General features: G+C 35.6%; 16 protein-coding genes, 1 other RNA gene, 1 riboswitch and 1 other annotated feature. Of the genes, 7 read left to right on the top strand and 10 right to left on the bottom strand.

Annotated elements, in window-relative coordinates; genetic code table 11:
- Nucleotides 1-82: 82 nt before the first annotated feature.
- Nucleotides 83-1,855 (bottom strand): aspartate--tRNA ligase, encoded by a 1,773-nt coding sequence (gene aspS / locus ACQV2R_RS07885; RefSeq protein WP_428884915.1) that lies wholly within the window; start codon nt 1,853-1,855, stop codon nt 83-85.
- 1 nt (nt 1,856) lies between these two features.
- A complete protein-coding gene (gene hisS / locus ACQV2R_RS07880) occupies nt 1,857-3,176 on the bottom strand; it encodes a histidine--tRNA ligase (RefSeq protein ID WP_428873001.1) in 1,320 nt (439 codons plus the stop codon).
- 36 nt (nt 3,177-3,212) lie between these two features.
- Nucleotides 3,213-3,403, bottom strand: a binding site (T-box leader).
- A 186-nt stretch (nt 3,404-3,589) separates the two neighbouring features.
- Between hisS and ACQV2R_RS07875 the strand changes: the two genes are divergently transcribed.
- On the top strand, nt 3,590-5,002 hold the full coding sequence (locus ACQV2R_RS07875) for an N-acetylmuramoyl-L-alanine amidase (protein WP_428884914.1): 1,413 nt from the start codon (nt 3,590-3,592) through the stop codon (nt 5,000-5,002).
- Between the two features lie 21 nt (nt 5,003-5,023).
- Here ACQV2R_RS07875 and dtd read toward each other — a convergent pair whose 3' ends face one another.
- The 5 genes from dtd to ACQV2R_RS07850 all read right to left on the bottom strand — a co-directional run bounded on the left by dtd (nt 5,024) and on the right by ACQV2R_RS07850 (nt 10,192).
- Complete coding sequence (gene dtd, locus ACQV2R_RS07870; RefSeq protein WP_428872998.1) at nt 5,024-5,467, bottom strand: D-aminoacyl-tRNA deacylase; 444 nt, start codon at nt 5,465-5,467, stop codon at nt 5,024-5,026.
- A gap of 8 nt (nt 5,468-5,475) precedes the next feature.
- Nucleotides 5,476-7,674, bottom strand: a complete 2,199-nt coding sequence (locus ACQV2R_RS07865; protein ID WP_428892064.1) for a RelA/SpoT family protein — start codon at nt 7,672-7,674, stop codon at nt 5,476-5,478.
- A 141-nt stretch (nt 7,675-7,815) separates the two neighbouring features.
- Nucleotides 7,816-8,460, bottom strand: a complete 645-nt coding sequence (gene deoC, locus ACQV2R_RS07860; protein WP_428884913.1) for a deoxyribose-phosphate aldolase — start codon at nt 8,458-8,460, stop codon at nt 7,816-7,818.
- A 1-nt stretch (nt 8,461) separates the two neighbouring features.
- Nucleotides 8,462-9,235 carry an RsmE family RNA methyltransferase gene (locus ACQV2R_RS07855; protein ID WP_428872994.1) on the bottom strand — a complete coding sequence of 258 codons (774 nt, stop codon included), beginning with the start codon at nt 9,233-9,235 and terminating at the stop codon, nt 8,462-8,464.
- Between the two features lie 3 nt (nt 9,236-9,238).
- Complete coding sequence (locus tag ACQV2R_RS07850) at nt 9,239-10,192, bottom strand: 50S ribosomal protein L11 methyltransferase (protein WP_428872993.1); 954 nt, start codon at nt 10,190-10,192, stop codon at nt 9,239-9,241.
- A 251-nt stretch (nt 10,193-10,443) separates the two neighbouring features.
- Between ACQV2R_RS07850 and gpsB the strand changes: the two genes are divergently transcribed.
- The 3 genes from gpsB to ACQV2R_RS07835 all read left to right on the top strand — a co-directional run bounded on the left by gpsB (nt 10,444) and on the right by ACQV2R_RS07835 (nt 12,395).
- Entirely contained in the window at nt 10,444-10,779 is a 336-nt protein-coding gene (gene gpsB, locus ACQV2R_RS07845; protein ID WP_428872992.1) for a cell division regulator GpsB, read from the top strand.
- Nucleotides 10,780-10,790: 11 nt separating this feature from the next.
- Nucleotides 10,791-11,168: RNase P RNA component class B (gene rnpB / locus ACQV2R_RS07840), an RNA gene on the top strand.
- Between the two features lie 99 nt (nt 11,169-11,267).
- Nucleotides 11,268-12,395, top strand: coding sequence for a THUMP domain-containing class I SAM-dependent RNA methyltransferase (locus ACQV2R_RS07835; protein WP_428872991.1), 1,128 nt, complete (start codon nt 11,268-11,270; stop codon nt 12,393-12,395).
- Here the strand turns inward: ACQV2R_RS07835 and ACQV2R_RS07830 are convergent.
- Entirely contained in the window at nt 12,371-12,811 is a 441-nt protein-coding gene (locus ACQV2R_RS07830) for a ribonuclease HI family protein (RefSeq protein ID WP_428892063.1), read from the bottom strand. The genes ACQV2R_RS07835 and ACQV2R_RS07830 overlap by 25 nt on opposite strands.
- Nucleotides 12,812-12,851: 40 nt before the next feature.
- On the opposite strand from ACQV2R_RS07830, the gene ACQV2R_RS07825 reads away from it, so the two are divergent.
- The gene (locus ACQV2R_RS07825) at nt 12,852-13,211 is read left to right on the top strand and encodes a hypothetical protein (protein WP_428892062.1); all 360 of its coding nucleotides are present in this window, start codon (nt 12,852-12,854) and stop codon (nt 13,209-13,211) included.
- Complete coding sequence (locus ACQV2R_RS07820; RefSeq protein WP_428892061.1) at nt 13,208-13,816, top strand: hypothetical protein; 609 nt, start codon at nt 13,208-13,210, stop codon at nt 13,814-13,816. Before ACQV2R_RS07825 ends, ACQV2R_RS07820 begins: the two co-directional genes overlap by 4 nt.
- A 64-nt stretch (nt 13,817-13,880) precedes the next feature.
- On the opposite strand, the gene ACQV2R_RS07815 is transcribed toward ACQV2R_RS07820, so the two are convergent.
- Both ACQV2R_RS07815 and ACQV2R_RS07810 read right to left on the bottom strand, forming a co-directional pair.
- Nucleotides 13,881-14,315, bottom strand: a complete 435-nt coding sequence (locus ACQV2R_RS07815; RefSeq protein WP_428872988.1) for a DUF2187 family protein — start codon at nt 14,313-14,315, stop codon at nt 13,881-13,883.
- A gap of 71 nt (nt 14,316-14,386) precedes the next feature.
- Nucleotides 14,387-15,310 carry a diacylglycerol/lipid kinase family protein gene (locus ACQV2R_RS07810; protein WP_428884910.1) on the bottom strand — a complete coding sequence of 308 codons (924 nt, stop codon included), beginning with the start codon at nt 15,308-15,310 and terminating at the stop codon, nt 14,387-14,389.
- A gap of 96 nt (nt 15,311-15,406) precedes the next feature.
- A riboswitch (THF riboswitch) is annotated at nt 15,407-15,504 on the top strand.
- 49 nt (nt 15,505-15,553) lie between these two features.
- Between ACQV2R_RS07810 and ACQV2R_RS07805 the strand changes: the two genes are divergently transcribed.
- Nucleotides 15,554-16,111 (top strand): folate family ECF transporter S component, encoded by a 558-nt coding sequence (locus ACQV2R_RS07805; RefSeq protein WP_428872986.1) that lies wholly within the window; start codon nt 15,554-15,556, stop codon nt 16,109-16,111.
- Nucleotides 16,112-16,236 lie beyond the last annotated feature (125 nt).

Genomic DNA, 16,236 nt, shown 5'->3' with positions numbered 1-16,236 from the left:
CTCGGGTCTTATTTTAAAGGTTATAGCAAAAATGGACTTATGATACAGCCCCATTAATAACTACTTCAAATTTTAATGGGAATTATTTTTTAGCTTTTAATTGTAAATATAACTCATCCAATTGATCGGTTGAAACATGACTTGGTGCATCTGTTAATAAGTCGTGACCACGACCATTCTTTGGAAAGGCAATGACTTCACGAATATTAGGCTCTTGAGCAAGTATCATCACTAATCGATCTAAGCCTAAAGCGATACCACCATGAGGAGGGAAGCCGTAATCCATTGCTTCTAATAAGAAACCAAATTGACTTTTAGCTTCTTCAGCAGTAAATCCTAATAATTCAAACATTTGATCTTGCATCTCACGTTGATAAATTCTTAGAGATCCACCTCCCACTTCATAACCATTAAGAACAATGTCGTAGGCTTTAGCTTTAGCATCCGCTGGATTGTCTTTTAATGCTTGGACATCGTCGTTTTGCGGAGCAGTAAACGGATGATGCATAGCAACATATCTTTGATTATCTTCATCATATTCAAATAATGGCCAATCGGTAACCCACAAAAAAGCTAACTCTTCAACATCGTATAAGGTGTGTTTCTTGGCTAAATGATTACGTAAAGCGCCTAAGGAATCAGCAATGACACTGGCTTGATCAGCCACAAAGAAGAGGATGTCTCCCTCTTTAGCTTCCAACGTCTCTTTAATCTGGTCTTGGTCTTCTTCAGTAAAGAATTTAGCGATTGGTCCATTAAAGCCTTCCTCTAATACTTTAATCCACGCTAAGCCTTTAGCTCCATAGGGTTTAACAACTTCTGATAAGGCATCTGCTGTCTTGCGTGTGTATTCATCAGCTAAGCCTTTAAGGTTTATGGCTTTGACTTGCCCTCCATCTTTTACAGCATTTTTAAAGACGCCAAATTCACTATGTTCAGCCCATTGAGAGAGGTCTTTTAATTTCATGTCAAAGCGAATATCTGGTTTATCTGACCCGTATTCTTCCATTGCTTGAGCATAAGTCATGGTTGGGAATGCTTGCTTAATTTCTACTCCTCTTGTTTCTTTGACAACTTCTTTTAGCATCTCTTCTATATATGATTGAATATCTTCTTGACCTAAAAAGCTGGTTTCAATATCGACTTGGGTAAATTCTGGTTGACGGTCACCACGTAAATCTTCGTCTCGGAAGCATTTAACTATTTGATAATAGCGATCCATGCCTGCACCCATCAGCAGTTGCTTAAATAGTTGGGGTGATTGAGGTAATGCAAAAAAGGATCCCCCTTCACGGCGAGTAGGTACTAAATAGTCTCTAGCACCTTCCGGAGTGGATTTGGTTAACATAGGTGTCTCAACATCAACAAATCCTCTTTGGTCTAAGAAATTACGGATTGTTCGCGTTACATTATGACGTAGGCGAATATTTGCTTGCATTTTAGGACGACGTAAGTCTAACATACGATTTCTTAAGCGAACTTCTTCATCCACATCCAAATCATTTTCAATATATATAGCAGGCGTTTTAGCTTTAGTATAGATGGTTAAAGCATTGGCATACAGCTCAAAACGTCCTGTTTTAACTTGCTTATTCATTTGATTGTTTTCTCTTAATGCCAATTCTCCAGTCACTTCAATAATGTATTCTGAACGAATCCGATTGGCTAGCTCAAAATCTTCTTTTGAAAGTCTCTCAGCATTAAAGACCACTTGACAAAAGCCTTCACGATCACGTAAATCAACAAAAATTAAACTCCCTAAATCTCTTCTTTTTTGTACCCATCCTTTTAATGTGATCGCTTTACCAAGGTACTGTTCATCTACTAATCCACAATATACAGTTCTTTCTGTCATTTTATTCACCCCTAAAATATTTATCAATTACACTCGTATCCGTTGTTAAACGGCGATAAACGCCATAAAAATCAGACCATAAGTCACCTTTTGAAATCTCGGTCTCTGTCCCATTTTCTTGATTTTTAACGACTAATATCTCAGACTCAACTTCTTGCTCACCCAACATAATAGTTAATTTGGCCCCTAATTTGCCGGCTGTTTTAAACTGAGACTTTATGCTTCTAAATAAGTAATCTCTTTCTGCAATCAATCCAGCATATCTAGCCTTTTGAACTAACTCGGTTGCTAATTGATTAACCGACTCATCACGACATAAGACATATAAGTCTAGAGGCTCATATGGTGGAATGTCAATCTTTTGTTGATCCATTAATAACATGAGACGTTCAAGCCCTAATCCAAAACCAAAGCCAGGCTTCTCAGGTCCGCCTATTTGTTGAACCAGTCCATCATAGCGACCACCACCACAAACCGTTGATTGAGCACCAATCCGATTATCATCTACTACAAACTCGAAAATAGTATCCTGATAATAATCCAAACCTCTTACCACCTTGTCATTGACTTCAAAAGGTATTTCTAGTTGCTTGAGCATGGATTGAACTTGTCCAAAATGGTCCTTACTCTCTTTAGATAAATAATCTAAAATACTTGGAGCCTCTTTTACATAAGCTTTATCCTTAGCATCTTTTGAATCTAGTACACGCAGTGGATTGTCATGCAGTCTTTTTTTAGAATCATCACTTAAATTATGAATATGTGGCTCAAAATAAGCAATAAGCGCTTGACGATAAGCCTGCCGATCGTTTGGCTTTCCTAGTGAGTTAATTTGTAAAGTAATATTTTTTAAACCTAACTCTTGAAAGAAATGCCAAGCTAAACTGATAACTTCCACATCCGTTGCTGGATTTTCTGACCCGAAAACTTCGACGCCCATTTGATTGAACTGTCGTTGACGTCCTGCTTGGGGTCTTTCGTAACGAAAGTAAGGACCTAAATAATAAACCTTAAAAGGCTGTGCATGTTCTGGACCAAACAATTTATTCTCAACGTATGCTCTCACAACACCCGCAGTCCCTTCGGGGCGTAAACTAATATGTCGTTCTCCTTTATCATAGAAGTCATACATTTCTTTAGAGACAATATCTGAAGTATTACCAACTGAACGTGAAAATAAATCATAGGACTCAAAAAGCGGTGTCCGTATTTCACGATACATATATTGATCAAATAAATCTCTTGCTACATCTTCGACATATTGCCAACGATAACTATCCTCTGGCAAGATATCAACGGTGCCTTTCATCTTTTGAATCATTCTACCCCTCCTAATATAAAAGCGCCCTAAGTTTTCACTTAGGACGCATTAACGTGGTACCACCTATATTTGTAATGAATTTATCCATTACCTCTTAATCGTAACGTGATTGACGGAATAACTTTTGATTATTCTTCTCCATAGTGTCTTCACTCTCAAATGCAACTTTTCACTCAACGTTGCTCACTGTATATTACAGAGCTACTTGTCTATTTCACCGAATTGATTAATTATGTTCAGATTACTCAATGATGATTGATTTGTCAAGTTGAATTAAAATTCTTCTTTAGTTTACTTTATAGCAAATGATTAACAATCTAGTTACTATTGTGTAACAGTCCATCTAGAGTTGACCTTTAATTCAATTAATCAACTATAATGCAATTAATAGAGGAATAGTGGAGGAATATAGGATGGCTATCGTTTGGACCAAAAATTTGAAACACTTAACTAAAAAGCGACTTACTCCTTTCTTATTAACACTTATAATTAGCGTCATAACAGTATGGGGAATTGTTAATCTTAGCAATTTAAAAGCTTTACCAATTGATCGTCAAGGAATCGTTCTGCACTCTTTTCCAACTACTAATTCCGAGGTTTTAACCGAAATTGATCCTGACTTTCCTATTGAAATTATTCAAGAACAAACCGGTTGGCTTAAAGTGCGCTATCAAGGGAAAGTTGAAGGTTGGTTACCCAAGTGGCTAATCGAAAACAAGGAACTAAAAAGTGACCAAGATTTAGCAGCCTCTTTTGAAAAATCAACGGCTCTTTATCAAAAAGCTGATTCTAAAAGTCCTATTCTCTCAAATATTCCTAAGGAAAGCCTCATCCCTATTAATTATATAGAAAAAAATTGGGCTCAAGTTAATTATCAAGGTAAACCAGCCTTTGTAAACATAAACGAGATAGAATTATTGAATCGACAAGACGCGGAGCGTTTAATTGCCGAAAAGAATGCTTTAGATAGCAGTATTAATAAAAAAGAAAAAGAAAAAGAAAGCTTGAAAAACAAGCTTATCATGCGCAAAAAAGAAGAATACTTATTAGAAGAAGCAGACTTTTTTTCTAATATGATTTATCAAACGGATTACCTACAAGAATTTACAAGGCTTGATTATGTTGAATATAGTCCTCAGGAATCATTTTACTACGTAGAAGACAGTCAAGGAGTTAAAGGATATATTGATTCCTTCTCTCTATCTGAGCCTTACTATTCAATTGACCATCGCTTTCTACCTATTAAATCTGAACTCCAACAAGCGACCATCATGCTAGACCCTGGCCATGGTGGAGAAGACCCAGGTACATTGAGTAAAGATCAAAAGTATGCTGAAAAAAGCTTTACCTATAAGATTGCTAAAGTATTAAAGAAAACACTTGAAGCTTTCGGGGCTAAAGTTATCTTAACTAATGAAAGCGACCAATTTTTAGACCTCGCTGAAAGGGTTAAAATCAGTAACCAAAAACAGCCAGACTTATTTCTTTCGTTACATTTCGATTCCTCCTATGACACTCAGGTCAAAGGTGTTCGTACATATTTCTATCATTTAAATGACGAAGAATTTGCGAAGACCTTACATTCTGGGTTGATAACATCTGGTCGACCTAATTTGGGTGTGGAGTATGGAAACTTTCATGTTTTACGCGAAAATACCGTCCCCTCCCTCTTGCTCGAACTCGGTTATATTACAAACAGCGAAGACTTGGAGTTAATGTTAACGGATGACTACCATCAAAAATTAGCTGATGCTATTACTGAAGGACTCTCAACTTATTTTAATCAAGTTGGAAATCAATTAGAAATAAATACCCCTGATAGATAAGGTCTCTATCAGGGGTATTGTTTACTCATTGGAGTCCAAAATTATTGTAACAGGTCCATTGTTTTCAAATTCAACTTTCATGTCAGCTCCAAAAATACCTGTTTTAGCTTTAAAACCTTTTTTGTCAAGCTCTTGGTTGAAATAATGGTATAATTCTTCAGCCTGGTCTGGTTTTGCAGCATTGGTAAAGCTAGGGCGATTCCCTTTCTTACAAGAAGCGTACAGGGTAAATTGACTGACTGAGAGAATACTGCCGCCAGTATCTTTCAACGATAAATTCATTTTTCCTTCTTCATCGTCAAAAATCCGCATAGTTACAATTTTTCTAGCACAATACTCACAGTCTTTAACCGTATCTTCAGGTCCAAATCCGACTAAAAGTAGAAGGCCTTCTTTAATGGCTCCTACTACTTCTTCATTAACTGTTACACTGGCATGGTTCACTCTTTGAATAACTACTTTCATTTGACCTCCTAATTGCCTTGACGTTTAACTTCGTAAACATCTGGGATGTTCTTTAATTTAACAATTAATTCATGTAATTGTTGTGTATCAGCAACTAAAACCTTAAGTTTGATGATGGCTTGACTTTGATCATCAATGCGCCCATTGACTGCTTTGAGGTTTTTGACCGTATGGTTGACAACGTTTAAAACGTCGTTAATCATACCCGACCGGTCAAAACCAATGACTTGTATTTCTGTTTCATACTCATGTTCTTCTTGCTTTTCTTCGGACCAATGCACTGCAATCGTTCGATCATCCAATTCAATTTCACTTTTTAAGTTGGAACAATCTTTGCGGTGAACAGAAATGCCTCTGCCTCTTGTTATATAACCAACTATCTCATCACCGGGAACCGGGTTGCAACAACGACTAAGTCGCATCATTAAGTTATCAACGCCGTCAACCACTAATCCTTTTTCATTTCCTACTTTTTCTTTGTTAGAGTCGGTCTCCCTATCTTTAGAAATGACATTAGATAGCTTTACATTTTTGTCGACTTTCTTAATATTCCAAAAATGCATAATAGAAGTCGGTGAGATTTCTCCTAGGCCGATAGAAGCATAAAGATCTTCCATCTCATTGAAGTTAAATCTCTCAAGTAAGTCTTTTTCTTTGTTCTTTTTAAGTTCTGTTTTTAAAGATGTTTCGTTTTCTTTCAGGGCTTTTTCAAGTATTTCCTGTCCAATTTCGCTATTTTTCTCACGCTCTTGCATTTTAAAATAACGTTTGATCCGATTGCGTGCTTTAGAAGTTTTAACAAACTTGAGCCAATCACGGCTAGGGCCAACAGAACTCGGATTGGTTAATATTTCAACAATATCTCCATTTTTCAAGCGATAATTAAGAGGAACGATATTACCATTAACTTTTGCTCCAACCGTCTTATTTCCTATTTCAGTATGGATATGGAAAGCGAAATCGACTGGACCTGAGCCTAATGGTAATTCAAAGACGTCGCCTTTAGGAGTAAAGATATAAACTTGATCTTTAAAAACATCTTCTTTAATAAATTCCATGAATTCACTAGCATTCCCTGCATCATCTTCATACTCAACAATATCATGAAACCATTTTAACTGTTGTTGAATGTTATCTCGTGGTTGCTCATCGACTGTTTTCCCTTCTTTGTAGGCCCAATGAGCTGCTAGTCCGTACTCTGCCACTTCATGCATAAGGTGCGTTCTTATTTGAACTTCAACAGGTTTGCCTTGAGGTCCAATAACAGTCGTATGAATTGATTGGTACATATTAGCTTTAGGCATAGCAATATAATCTTTAAAGCGTCCTGGCATCGGCTTCCATTTTGTATGAATAATGCCTAAGACTCCGTAGCAATCCTTAATCGAATCGACTAAAACGCGAACCGCTAATAAATCATAGATATCATCAAACTCTTTTTTCTGATCGACCATTTTACGGTAAATGGAATAAATATGTTTCGGTCTTCCATAAACAGTAGAGTCCATGGACAGTTCGTCAATCGCATCTTTTATCTGATCAATGACAACTTGAATATATTCTTCGCGCTCATCTCTTTTTTGGTCCATTTGATGGACAATATCATAATAGGCTTGAGGATTAATATATCTTAAAGAAATATCTTCTAATTCCCATTTAATGACACTCATACCAATTCGTTCAGCCAAGGGTGCATAAATATCTAATGCTTCTTGAGACTTTTCAATTTGTTTGTGGGGTTTTTGAAATTTCAAAGTGCGCATATTATGTAAACGGTCAGCTAATTTAACCATTACCACACGAATATCTTTAGCCATGGCAATCAACATTTTACGATGATTTTCTGCTAATTGTTCTTCTTTACTTTGAAATTTAATCTTACCGAGTTTAGTAACGCCATCTACTAAGAAGGCGACGGATTCTGAAAATTCTTCCTGGATTTTTTCCAAAGTGTAGTCCGTATCTTCCACTACATCATGTAAAAAGCCAGTAGCTACTGTATCAGGGTCTAATTTAATATTCGCTAAAATACCTGCTACTTGAATTGGATGATTAATATAGGGTTCTCCTGAGAGACGTTCTTGCCCTTCATGGGCCTTGGTTGCTACTGCTAATGCCTTTTTTACAAAAGCTACCTTACTGTCATTCATATAAGATCGACAAATTGCTATAACTTCTTCACCAGTATAGACATCATTTCTACCCATATTATCACCACTCTTTCTAGATAATTTTTCTACTATTATAACTTAAATACTCACTATAAAACAATATTAGCCTCTTTAATACTATCAATCTTAGCTTATGCTAAAAAACAACTGGTCGAAAGACACAGTTGTTTTAAAATTTTATTCAGAAACAATTTTAATCCCTTTAGAAGCACCAATACGGTTTGCGCCTGCTTCAATCATTATTAATGCAGTTTCTTTATCGCCAACGCCTCCAGAAGCTTTGACTCCCATTGTTTCACCAACAGTCGAACGCATTAGAGCAATATCTTCTTTCACAGCTCCTGCTGTTGAAAAGCCAGTGGAAGTTTTAACAAAATCTGCTTTGGCTGCTTTGGCTGCAAGGCAAGCTTTCACTTTTTCTTCTTTTTCAAGTAAACTAGTTTCGATGATAACTTTCACAATAATTTCTTCTGGAACAGCTTGAACGACTTGACGGATATCCTCTTCTACTGTTTCCCAATCAGCAGCTTTAGCCGCTCCGATATTGATTACCATATCAATTTCACTAGCCCCATTTTTCACTGCTTCTTTTGCTTCAAAAGCTTTAGTAGATGAAGTATTCGCTCCTAAAGGGAAACCAATCACTGTACAGACTTTGATGTCTGAATCCTTCAACAAATCACTCGCATAAGTAACCCATACTGGATTAATACAAACTGACATGAATTGATATTCCAAGGCTTCTTGACAAATTTGCTTAATTTGGTCTTTGGTTGCATTTGCATTTAATAAAGTATGATCGATATATTTATTTAATTCCATTTTAAAACTCCCTTTCAATTTCAGTGACATATGATAGGACACTTAAAAGATAAATAGGTGCCGTCTCTGCCCGTAAGATTCTTGGACCTAAGCTACAAATCTCAAAGCCATTTTCTACTAAGAAAGATACCTCTTGTTGTTCTAATCCACCTTCCGATCCAAATACCATAACTATCTTTTTATTCTTTTCGATATTTTTTAATATTTTGGCTAACAGATGGTGTTGACCTTCTTTAGCACTTTCTTCGAATGCCACTAGTTTAATGTCATGAGTACGATACTGATTAACAAAGTCTTTTAAATTTAAAAGCTGCTTAACTTCAACCTTTTTTAAACGTTTTGACTGTTCTGCAGCACTATCAGCAATTTTTTGTAGTCTTTCAACTTTTTTACCAGCTTTTTTCCGGTCCCATTTGACTACATCACGTTTTAAAGCTAATGGTTGAAAGCTGCTCATGCCGCATTCTGTAGCTTTTTGAACAATTGAATCCATTTTGTCATTTTTGGATAAACCACAAGCTACAACTACCTCGACCGGTAACTCCGTTTGACTGAGAGTCTCACTTAAGGGTGACATGATTTCTAATAGAGCATAATCATTCTTTTTTTTGAGATAAGAAGCTAGATACTTCTTTTGATCGTATACAACTATTAACTCCTTCCCTTGCTTAGCCCTTAAAACATTGACCAAATGATGACTGTCTGATGGATTCAAAACAACTTTCTTGCCAATTTCTACTATTTGATTCGAATCATCGATAAAATATTGATGCATAACTCACTCTTTCTTCTGAGCCGTGATACCAGCCCATCCTTTATAATAATTAATTTGGATTATTTCCCACTGATCTGTTGATAAAGAATCGATTACTTGTTCTGCCTTCTCAGTCAGTATGCCTCCAAGAATGAGATAGCCACCCTTTTCTAAAAGCTGATAGGCATCCTGATAGAGCTTGAGTAATATATGAGGTAGGATGTTTGCCATGATGATATTTACTTTTTCTTCAACACCTCTTAATAAATCATTGACATGAAATGATATAGGTGGTTGAAAATCATCAGAATAGCCCATATTTTGCCATTTTTGATAAGTAAGATTTTGTTTAGCAGCTGCGATTGCTTGAGGATCAAGATCGTATCCCACCACTTTTTGTGCGCTGAGAGCAAAAGCTATCAATGCAAGGATACCAGATCCCGTTCCAACATCATAAACTTTCTCGTCACCTCGCATAACCATTTCTAAAGCTTGCGCGCCGAGTCGGGTTGTCGGGTGATCACCTGTTCCAAAGGCAACTCCTGGGTCTAAATAAATAACTTTCTCATCCTTATATTTTGGAGAATAAGCATCCCATACCGGAACAACTTTTATAAATCGTGAAATTTCTTGAATTCGGTAGTTTTTCATCCAATTTTTTTGCCAATTTTCCATTTCAATCGGCTCTTTTTCCCAACTATAATCGAAATAAAGGTTATCTTCTAAATAACTATCGAACAAGTCTTTTTCTATATCTTGTTCAAAAAAACCTAAGACAAGCCCCCGTTTATCTTGTTCTTTAAGGGATGGAGCTAAAGGAATTTCTCCAAATAAATTTTCTTTATTTTCCATATATCCATCGACATTTATAAGCTGCGTCCCTTTCGCCCCCCACTCAAATAAGAGATGAGAAACATATTCCACTTCATCAGGCTTCTTAGTTTCAAGATAGATAGTCACTTTTGTCCAATGAGTCATTAAACCCCCCCAGTCAATGCATCTAAAAAATTTAAAGCTGAGCTTATTCACATTATGGAGGACAGTTTATCTTTTTTCAATCAAAAGAAGTTATTTTTTCAAGATTAAGTCTAGCTATTTTAATAAGGGCATGTAATAATAAATAATAGACTTTAGAATATTTGTAACTTTTTTTGAAATTTTCAAAAGAAAAGGATAAAATAGTAGTTGATATTCTATTAATATAAAAGCTAATAAACGAGGTGAACTTCATGGCAGAAAAAAACTTAACAGCAAAAGATATCTTACAAAAAGAATTTTCTCGTTCCATGCGTGGCTATAATGCTGCTGAAGTCGATGAGTATCTCGATAGTATTATTCGTGACTATGATTCTTATCAAAAAGATGTAGTGTTCTTAAAGAATGAAAATGAGCGACTCATTGCTAAAATAGATGAATTAACTAAGCAGTTATCATTAGCTAAGAAAAACGTTTCAACAACTCCAGGTTCTGGCGTAACCAACTTTGATATCCTTAAACGTTTATCTAACTTAGAAAAACATGTTTTCGGAGCCAAAATTTCAAACACAGAGTATAGTCAAAATTAATGATCATAGTAAATTTCAGGTAATCGCGGTCAATTCATTTGGCTGAGGAAAGTCCATGCTCGCACAAGCTGAAACGCTTGTAGTGTTCGTGCTTAGCGAAACAATAAGCTAAGGTAGCCTTAAGGTGAACGGCGAGTGAATATTCTAAGGCTTAGCTAAGAATAAGTAATTCATAAAGTGCCACAGAGACGATCTTTTTGGAAACAAAAAGCTGAAACGCGGTAAACCCCTCGAGCGAGCAACCCAAATTTGGTAGGGGCACTCTCTGTATGGGAAAATGCGTAAGCATTGCTTAACTGAAAGAGAGACAAGTTATCTTGTAGATAGATGATTACCCTTTATTTATTCTTGCCTATGGAATAAATATTGACAGAACATGGCTTATCGAAATTTACTAATATAGGTATTTATAGATGCATATAGTCAACAACACGATTCTGAGCCTAAAAGCTTGTTGAATCGTGTTTTTTTAAAAGGAAGGATTATCCATGAAAACATATCACTTAATTGCTACAGCAGCGGCAGGTATCGAGGGAATAGCTAATCAAGAACTCAAGGATTTAGGCTATGAAACACAAACAGAGAATGGTCGCGTGCGCTTTAAAGGAACTGCAGAAGATATTGCTAAAACAAACCTATGGTTGAGAACAGCTGATCGAATTAAAGTAGTGGTTGGCGAATTTAAAGCAACCTCTTTTGAAGAATTGTTTGACCAAACCTATGCGATTGCCTGGGAAGACCTCTTGCCCATGGATGGAGAATTTCCTGTTTCAGGTAAATCGGTGAAATCAAAACTTTATTCTGTCCCTAACTGTCAAAGAATTGTCAAAAAAGCCATTGCCAAACGGCTAATGGATCACTATGCTCGTAAAATGCCTTTGAGCGAAACAGGTGATTACTACCCTATTGAAATATCGATACTAAAAGATGTGGCGATGATTACTTTAGATACAAGTGGAAGCAGTCTATTTAAACGAGGTTATCGAACTGAAAAAGGTGGCGCGCCTCTAAAAGAAAATATGGCAGCAGCTTTAGTCAAATTGACTACTTGGTTCCCTGACCGTCCTCTTTATGATCCAACTTGCGGGTCTGGAACAATTTTAATTGAAGCTGCCTTAATGGGACGCAATATTGCTCCAGGATTAAATCGGTCATTTGCAGCAGAAAAATGGGAGTTCTTTAATCCAGAAGTATGGTCAAAGGAAAAAACAAAAGCACGTCAAAAAATTAACCATGAAATAAAACTCAATATCTTTGGAAGCGATATAGATGGAAGAATGATTGAAATCGCCAAGCAAAATGCAGCAAATGCCGGTGTGGGAGAAGATATTACTTTTAAACAAATGCAGTTAAAAGATTACCGTCCGAATGAAGAATATGGCATTTTAATCTCCAACCCTCCTTATGGGGACCGCTTGCTAGATGAAGATAAGGTACACCAACTATACCAGGACATGGGTACTATTTACCGTTTGATGACCACTTGGTCGAAGTATATTCTCTCAAGTGATGACTCATTTGAGAAATTTTATGGTGAAAAAGCTAGCAAAAAACGCAAGTTATATAACGGTGCCTTAAAAGTAAATTATTATCAATTTTGGTCTACAAATAAATAAGGGTCTAAAGTCTTTACTTTCCCTTGTTTACGTAAGGCTTGTTTTGCTGCTTGATCAGCTGCTCGATTTTCTTTTTCAGGAATCCATTTTAGAAAAAGTAAAGGATAATAGTCCATTTCAAAGAGAATATCTTTTAAAAGCTTGCTAAAATAGTCTTTTTTGGCAAAACGTTTTTCAATCGATTGGAAAACAATCTTAGAATCGGTTTTAATTTGAATGAGTTGATCTGTTTTTAATTTTTCTTGCTTGATCCATTGCATAGCTAATCTTAAAGCAAAAAACTCAGCTTGGTGATTATCCAGACATTCATTAATATAAAATTTAAAAGTAGCAACTTTTTCACCATTGAATACCAAAAAAGCTAGGCCCGCTTCTTTAGTTTTAGGATCAAAAGCGGCATCAATTTGTATCCACATAGGTTTTTCACCCTCTCTATTTTGAAAGGAGTCTCCTCAATTGACAGATCTTATTCATATGCCAAATAAGAGCGAATATTTCTATCGCAAAGCCATGAATGCGCTTGAACAAAATGATTATGCAAGTGCATCTAACTTTTTGAAAGAAAGCTATCAGATAGAACCTTCCCTTAAAGTGTTTAAAGAACTAATTTCTATTCATATTATTCAAAATAAAAGTCAAGCTGTCAAAAAGTTATGGCAAAATTTTCTTTCAGACCACTCCATACAAGACCTTGACTATGAATTAGCGATGCTTTATGTTCATTCTTTACCTTATCTTTTTTCTCATCAAAAACTATTGATTCAGCTATATGAAATCAAAGAATATTTTGATCAAAAAAATGGGATAACTCTTTGATTGTTAAACAAATTGAAAAAATTAAAGAAAAAGAAGCTCTTTCTAAAGAACTTCAACTCCTTATAAATACGAAGAGGTTAGATTCAAAGTTGAAACAATTGAAAGAACTAACCTTATATGAACTTTTAAAAGAAATCAAAAACTTCTATAGTTTAGATTACTCCCTTAAACATCCAATCTTGACTGCATTATTGGCTGACAAAGAGATAAGTCAATTCGTTAAAAGTGATATATTGCATCATTATATAGTTCGAAATTACCAGGCCCATCTAAAACTGACATGGTTTGAAGAAATTAAAATCATCGATAGCCTATCTCTAGTCCCTTATAAAGAAGATTCGACCTATTTACAAATAAAAGCTCTTCTTGAAGATTATACGGTCAATAATAATCCTCATATTTATGATGGTCTACTAGAAGAAATAAATTTATTGGTGATGGTATACTATCCATTTATCAAAGAAAAAATCTCAGACCCTGTTGCATGGTTTAATAGCTTTTTAAGTTATTACCATATAGAAAAAAGTGAAGAATCCGATCAAAATGAGCGAATGGATGAAATTCTCCAACAGGCTATCGATGAAATCAAACAACTAAGTCTATAGATAGAAATTTAAAGAAAACTTTCTAAATAAATTAGAGCAAGTCTATAGTAGACTCGCTCTAATTTTACTTCTCTTCTTCTGACTGTGTATCATTTTCCTTGGTGTTTTTATGGTGCACGGTAGGTTGTGGATCAAGAATGACATGCTTATCCTCTTCTTGTGGTGGTAAGGATATAAAATCAATAATATCTTTGAAATTGACTATGGTCTTCTCTTCAATAATATCTTGCATCATCATATCTGATTCTTGCCAATAAATATCTACAACAGCACTATTAGAAAGCAATTTTGTAATTATTCCTGTCATGCTACTTTCTCTAAATTTGAAAGTAATCTTATCCCCTATTTCTGGTCGAATTGCTAACTTTACTGATTCAATCATTTCAAGACCCGTTTCATAATCTACATCTAATAGCGAAGCGATACGTGACTTGCTTGTCCCGCGTCTTAACTCCTTTTCAATTAGACTTCGTTGCCCATCTGAAATTTTTTTCGACACGTTATCCCTCTTTTCTTAAATTGCCCTCTGTAATTGTTATTATACCACATTTTTCTTTTTTATTCTAAAGGTTACTCTTTCTCTACCTTTGGAACCCATACAGAAAGTGCTTGACTATGAATCTTAATTTTTAATGGTAAACTTGGGCCTTTATCGCCATCAATGTTCGCTTTTAGTTCACGTTCTTCATTCAAGGAAGCGAGTTTAATATCGAATGATTTACCCTTTAACGACAAGATGGACTCATTATCTAATTCGTGTCGAGGCAAGCCTTTCTCTTCAATAAAAGTAGCTATGCTTGATATAGCCAATGAACCCTTAAAAGCATAAAGATGACCCAATCCATCAAATAGCTGGTCTTGTGAAAGAAGATTTTCCATTCCTCCCACACTAGTAGTGAGTGTTAATAATATAAGATTGGTTTTAAGGTGATGAGATTCCTTTCCATCGACACTAATGTCTAAATCAAAATCTTCCTCTTCAAACATCGCTTTAAAGCCATCAAATAAATAAGCTAATACCCCAATCTTATTTTTTACTTTAGATTCAGTTTCAAATACTGCTGAAGGAATAGCTCCTAGCGCAAGAACATTCGCAAAATACTGCTCGTTAACTTGCCCGATATCCAATTTTTTTAACTCTAAAGATTTAAATTGATTAATGGCTTTTACTGGGTTTAGAGAGATTCCTAAAGATCTTGCTAAATCATTTACAGTCCCCAAGGGTAAAAAAGCAAAATGAGGTGGTTGTGAATTCTCCATTAAACCGGATACCACTTCCTTAATAGTGCCGTCACCGCCCAAACAAATAATAGTGTCGTATTCATCTGCAGGGGTAGTTTTTGCCCAATCATAGGCATCTTGAGGTTTTTCAGTTGTTCGGTGTTTGACTTGAGCATCGTATGTATTAATTAGTAAATCAGCTAACTGCTCAGCATATGCTTTGGCCTTACCCTTACCTGAACCTGGATTAGCGATGATTAAAACGCTCTTCATATTAACCCTCCTTTTTTTACATTATACCACAAGTCCTCCTAAACGATTTTCCCTTCCAATTTCTTTGAAAGTAAGTTACACTGATGTATATCATTAGACAGAGTAAAAGATAGAACGTCAAGTGTTGTTGGATGGGATGTGGCCAACAAACGAAAAGAATTTATTCTTGCGATACTATCTTTGCATTCGCTGCATTAATATTATTTGTAGCGCTCTCTTGTCAAAAAAAGGAGCGTATTTTTTATGCAAAAACCTGATTCCCGTCGTATTATTTCATATGGTAATAAAGGGAAACTAACCACCCTACAATTAACTACCATGGCTTTATTATTAGCGTTTCGTATTATGTTAGCTTATATACCAGCGTTTAGAGTAGGTGAAATTGCCCAAATTGGAGTTGGCTTTATCGGTACTGCTATTTCCAGCGCTATAATTGGTCCATGGTGGGCTATCGTTATATCGGTAGCTAATGACATTATCACTGCTCTTCTAAATGGCTATAGCTTCTTCTTCGGTTATACCTTTAGTGCCGGTTTAGCTGGTTTCATTTATGGTTGGTTTTTGTGGCGTAAAGAACGTAATTGGAAAAATATTCTTATAGCAGTTGTTTTAGTAACCTTTATTGTAAACTTAGGATTTGGATCTCTATGGATTAAAATGATGCAAGGTAAAGCTTGGGCAGCATTCATGCCAATTCGTATCGCTAAAAACGCTGTTTCTCTTCCATTGAACACAATTATTTTAGTGATTATCCTAAAATTGCCTGTAATTGATCGTTTAATCAAAAAATTCCAATTTTAAACTTTATGGTAGCTCTTTTAGGTAGGTAACGCACTACTTACTATTTATGAATTATCTTATAAAATTAATAAAAAGGGGCTGTATCATAAGTCTCAAACCGAAAAACCACTATAAACGTTGTTTAA

The sequence above is a fragment of the Facklamia sp. P12937 genome (assembly GCF_050409505.1).
Taxonomy (GTDB): domain Bacteria; phylum Bacillota; class Bacilli; order Lactobacillales; family Aerococcaceae; genus Facklamia.
Note: the sequence above shows the minus strand (reverse complement) of the source record. Positions and strands in the feature narration are given on the sequence as shown.

Excerpts from the sequence above, each read along its gene's own strand:
- ACQV2R_RS07805 (WP_428872986.1), top strand. The coding sequence starts at position 15,554 with ATGCAAAAACCTGATTCCCGTCGTATTATTTCATATGGTAATAAAGGG.
- gpsB (WP_428872992.1), top strand. The coding sequence starts at position 10,444 with ATGGCAGAAAAAAACTTAACAGCAAAAGATATCTTACAAAAAGAATTT.
- aspS (WP_428884915.1), bottom strand. The coding sequence starts at position 1,855 with ATGACAGAAAGAACTGTATATTGTGGATTAGTAGATGAACAGTACCTT.
- ACQV2R_RS07835 (WP_428872991.1), top strand. The coding sequence starts at position 11,268 with ATGAAAACATATCACTTAATTGCTACAGCAGCGGCAGGTATCGAGGGA.
- ACQV2R_RS07830 (WP_428892063.1), bottom strand. The coding sequence starts at position 12,811 with ATGTGGATACAAATTGATGCCGCTTTTGATCCTAAAACTAAAGAAGCG.
- ACQV2R_RS07850 (WP_428872993.1), bottom strand. The coding sequence starts at position 10,192 with ATGACTCATTGGACAAAAGTGACTATCTATCTTGAAACTAAGAAGCCT.
- ACQV2R_RS07865 (WP_428892064.1), bottom strand. The coding sequence starts at position 7,674 with ATGGGTAGAAATGATGTCTATACTGGTGAAGAAGTTATAGCAATTTGT.
- dtd (WP_428872998.1), bottom strand. The coding sequence starts at position 5,467 with ATGAAAGTAGTTATTCAAAGAGTGAACCATGCCAGTGTAACAGTTAAT.
- deoC (WP_428884913.1), bottom strand. The coding sequence starts at position 8,460 with ATGGAATTAAATAAATATATCGATCATACTTTATTAAATGCAAATGCA.
- ACQV2R_RS07855 (WP_428872994.1), bottom strand. The coding sequence starts at position 9,235 with ATGCATCAATATTTTATCGATGATTCGAATCAAATAGTAGAAATTGGC.
- ACQV2R_RS07875 (WP_428884914.1), top strand. The coding sequence starts at position 3,590 with ATGGCTATCGTTTGGACCAAAAATTTGAAACACTTAACTAAAAAGCGA.
- hisS (WP_428873001.1), bottom strand. The coding sequence starts at position 3,176 with ATGATTCAAAAGATGAAAGGCACCGTTGATATCTTGCCAGAGGATAGT.
- ACQV2R_RS07810 (WP_428884910.1), bottom strand. The coding sequence starts at position 15,310 with ATGAAGAGCGTTTTAATCATCGCTAATCCAGGTTCAGGTAAGGGTAAG.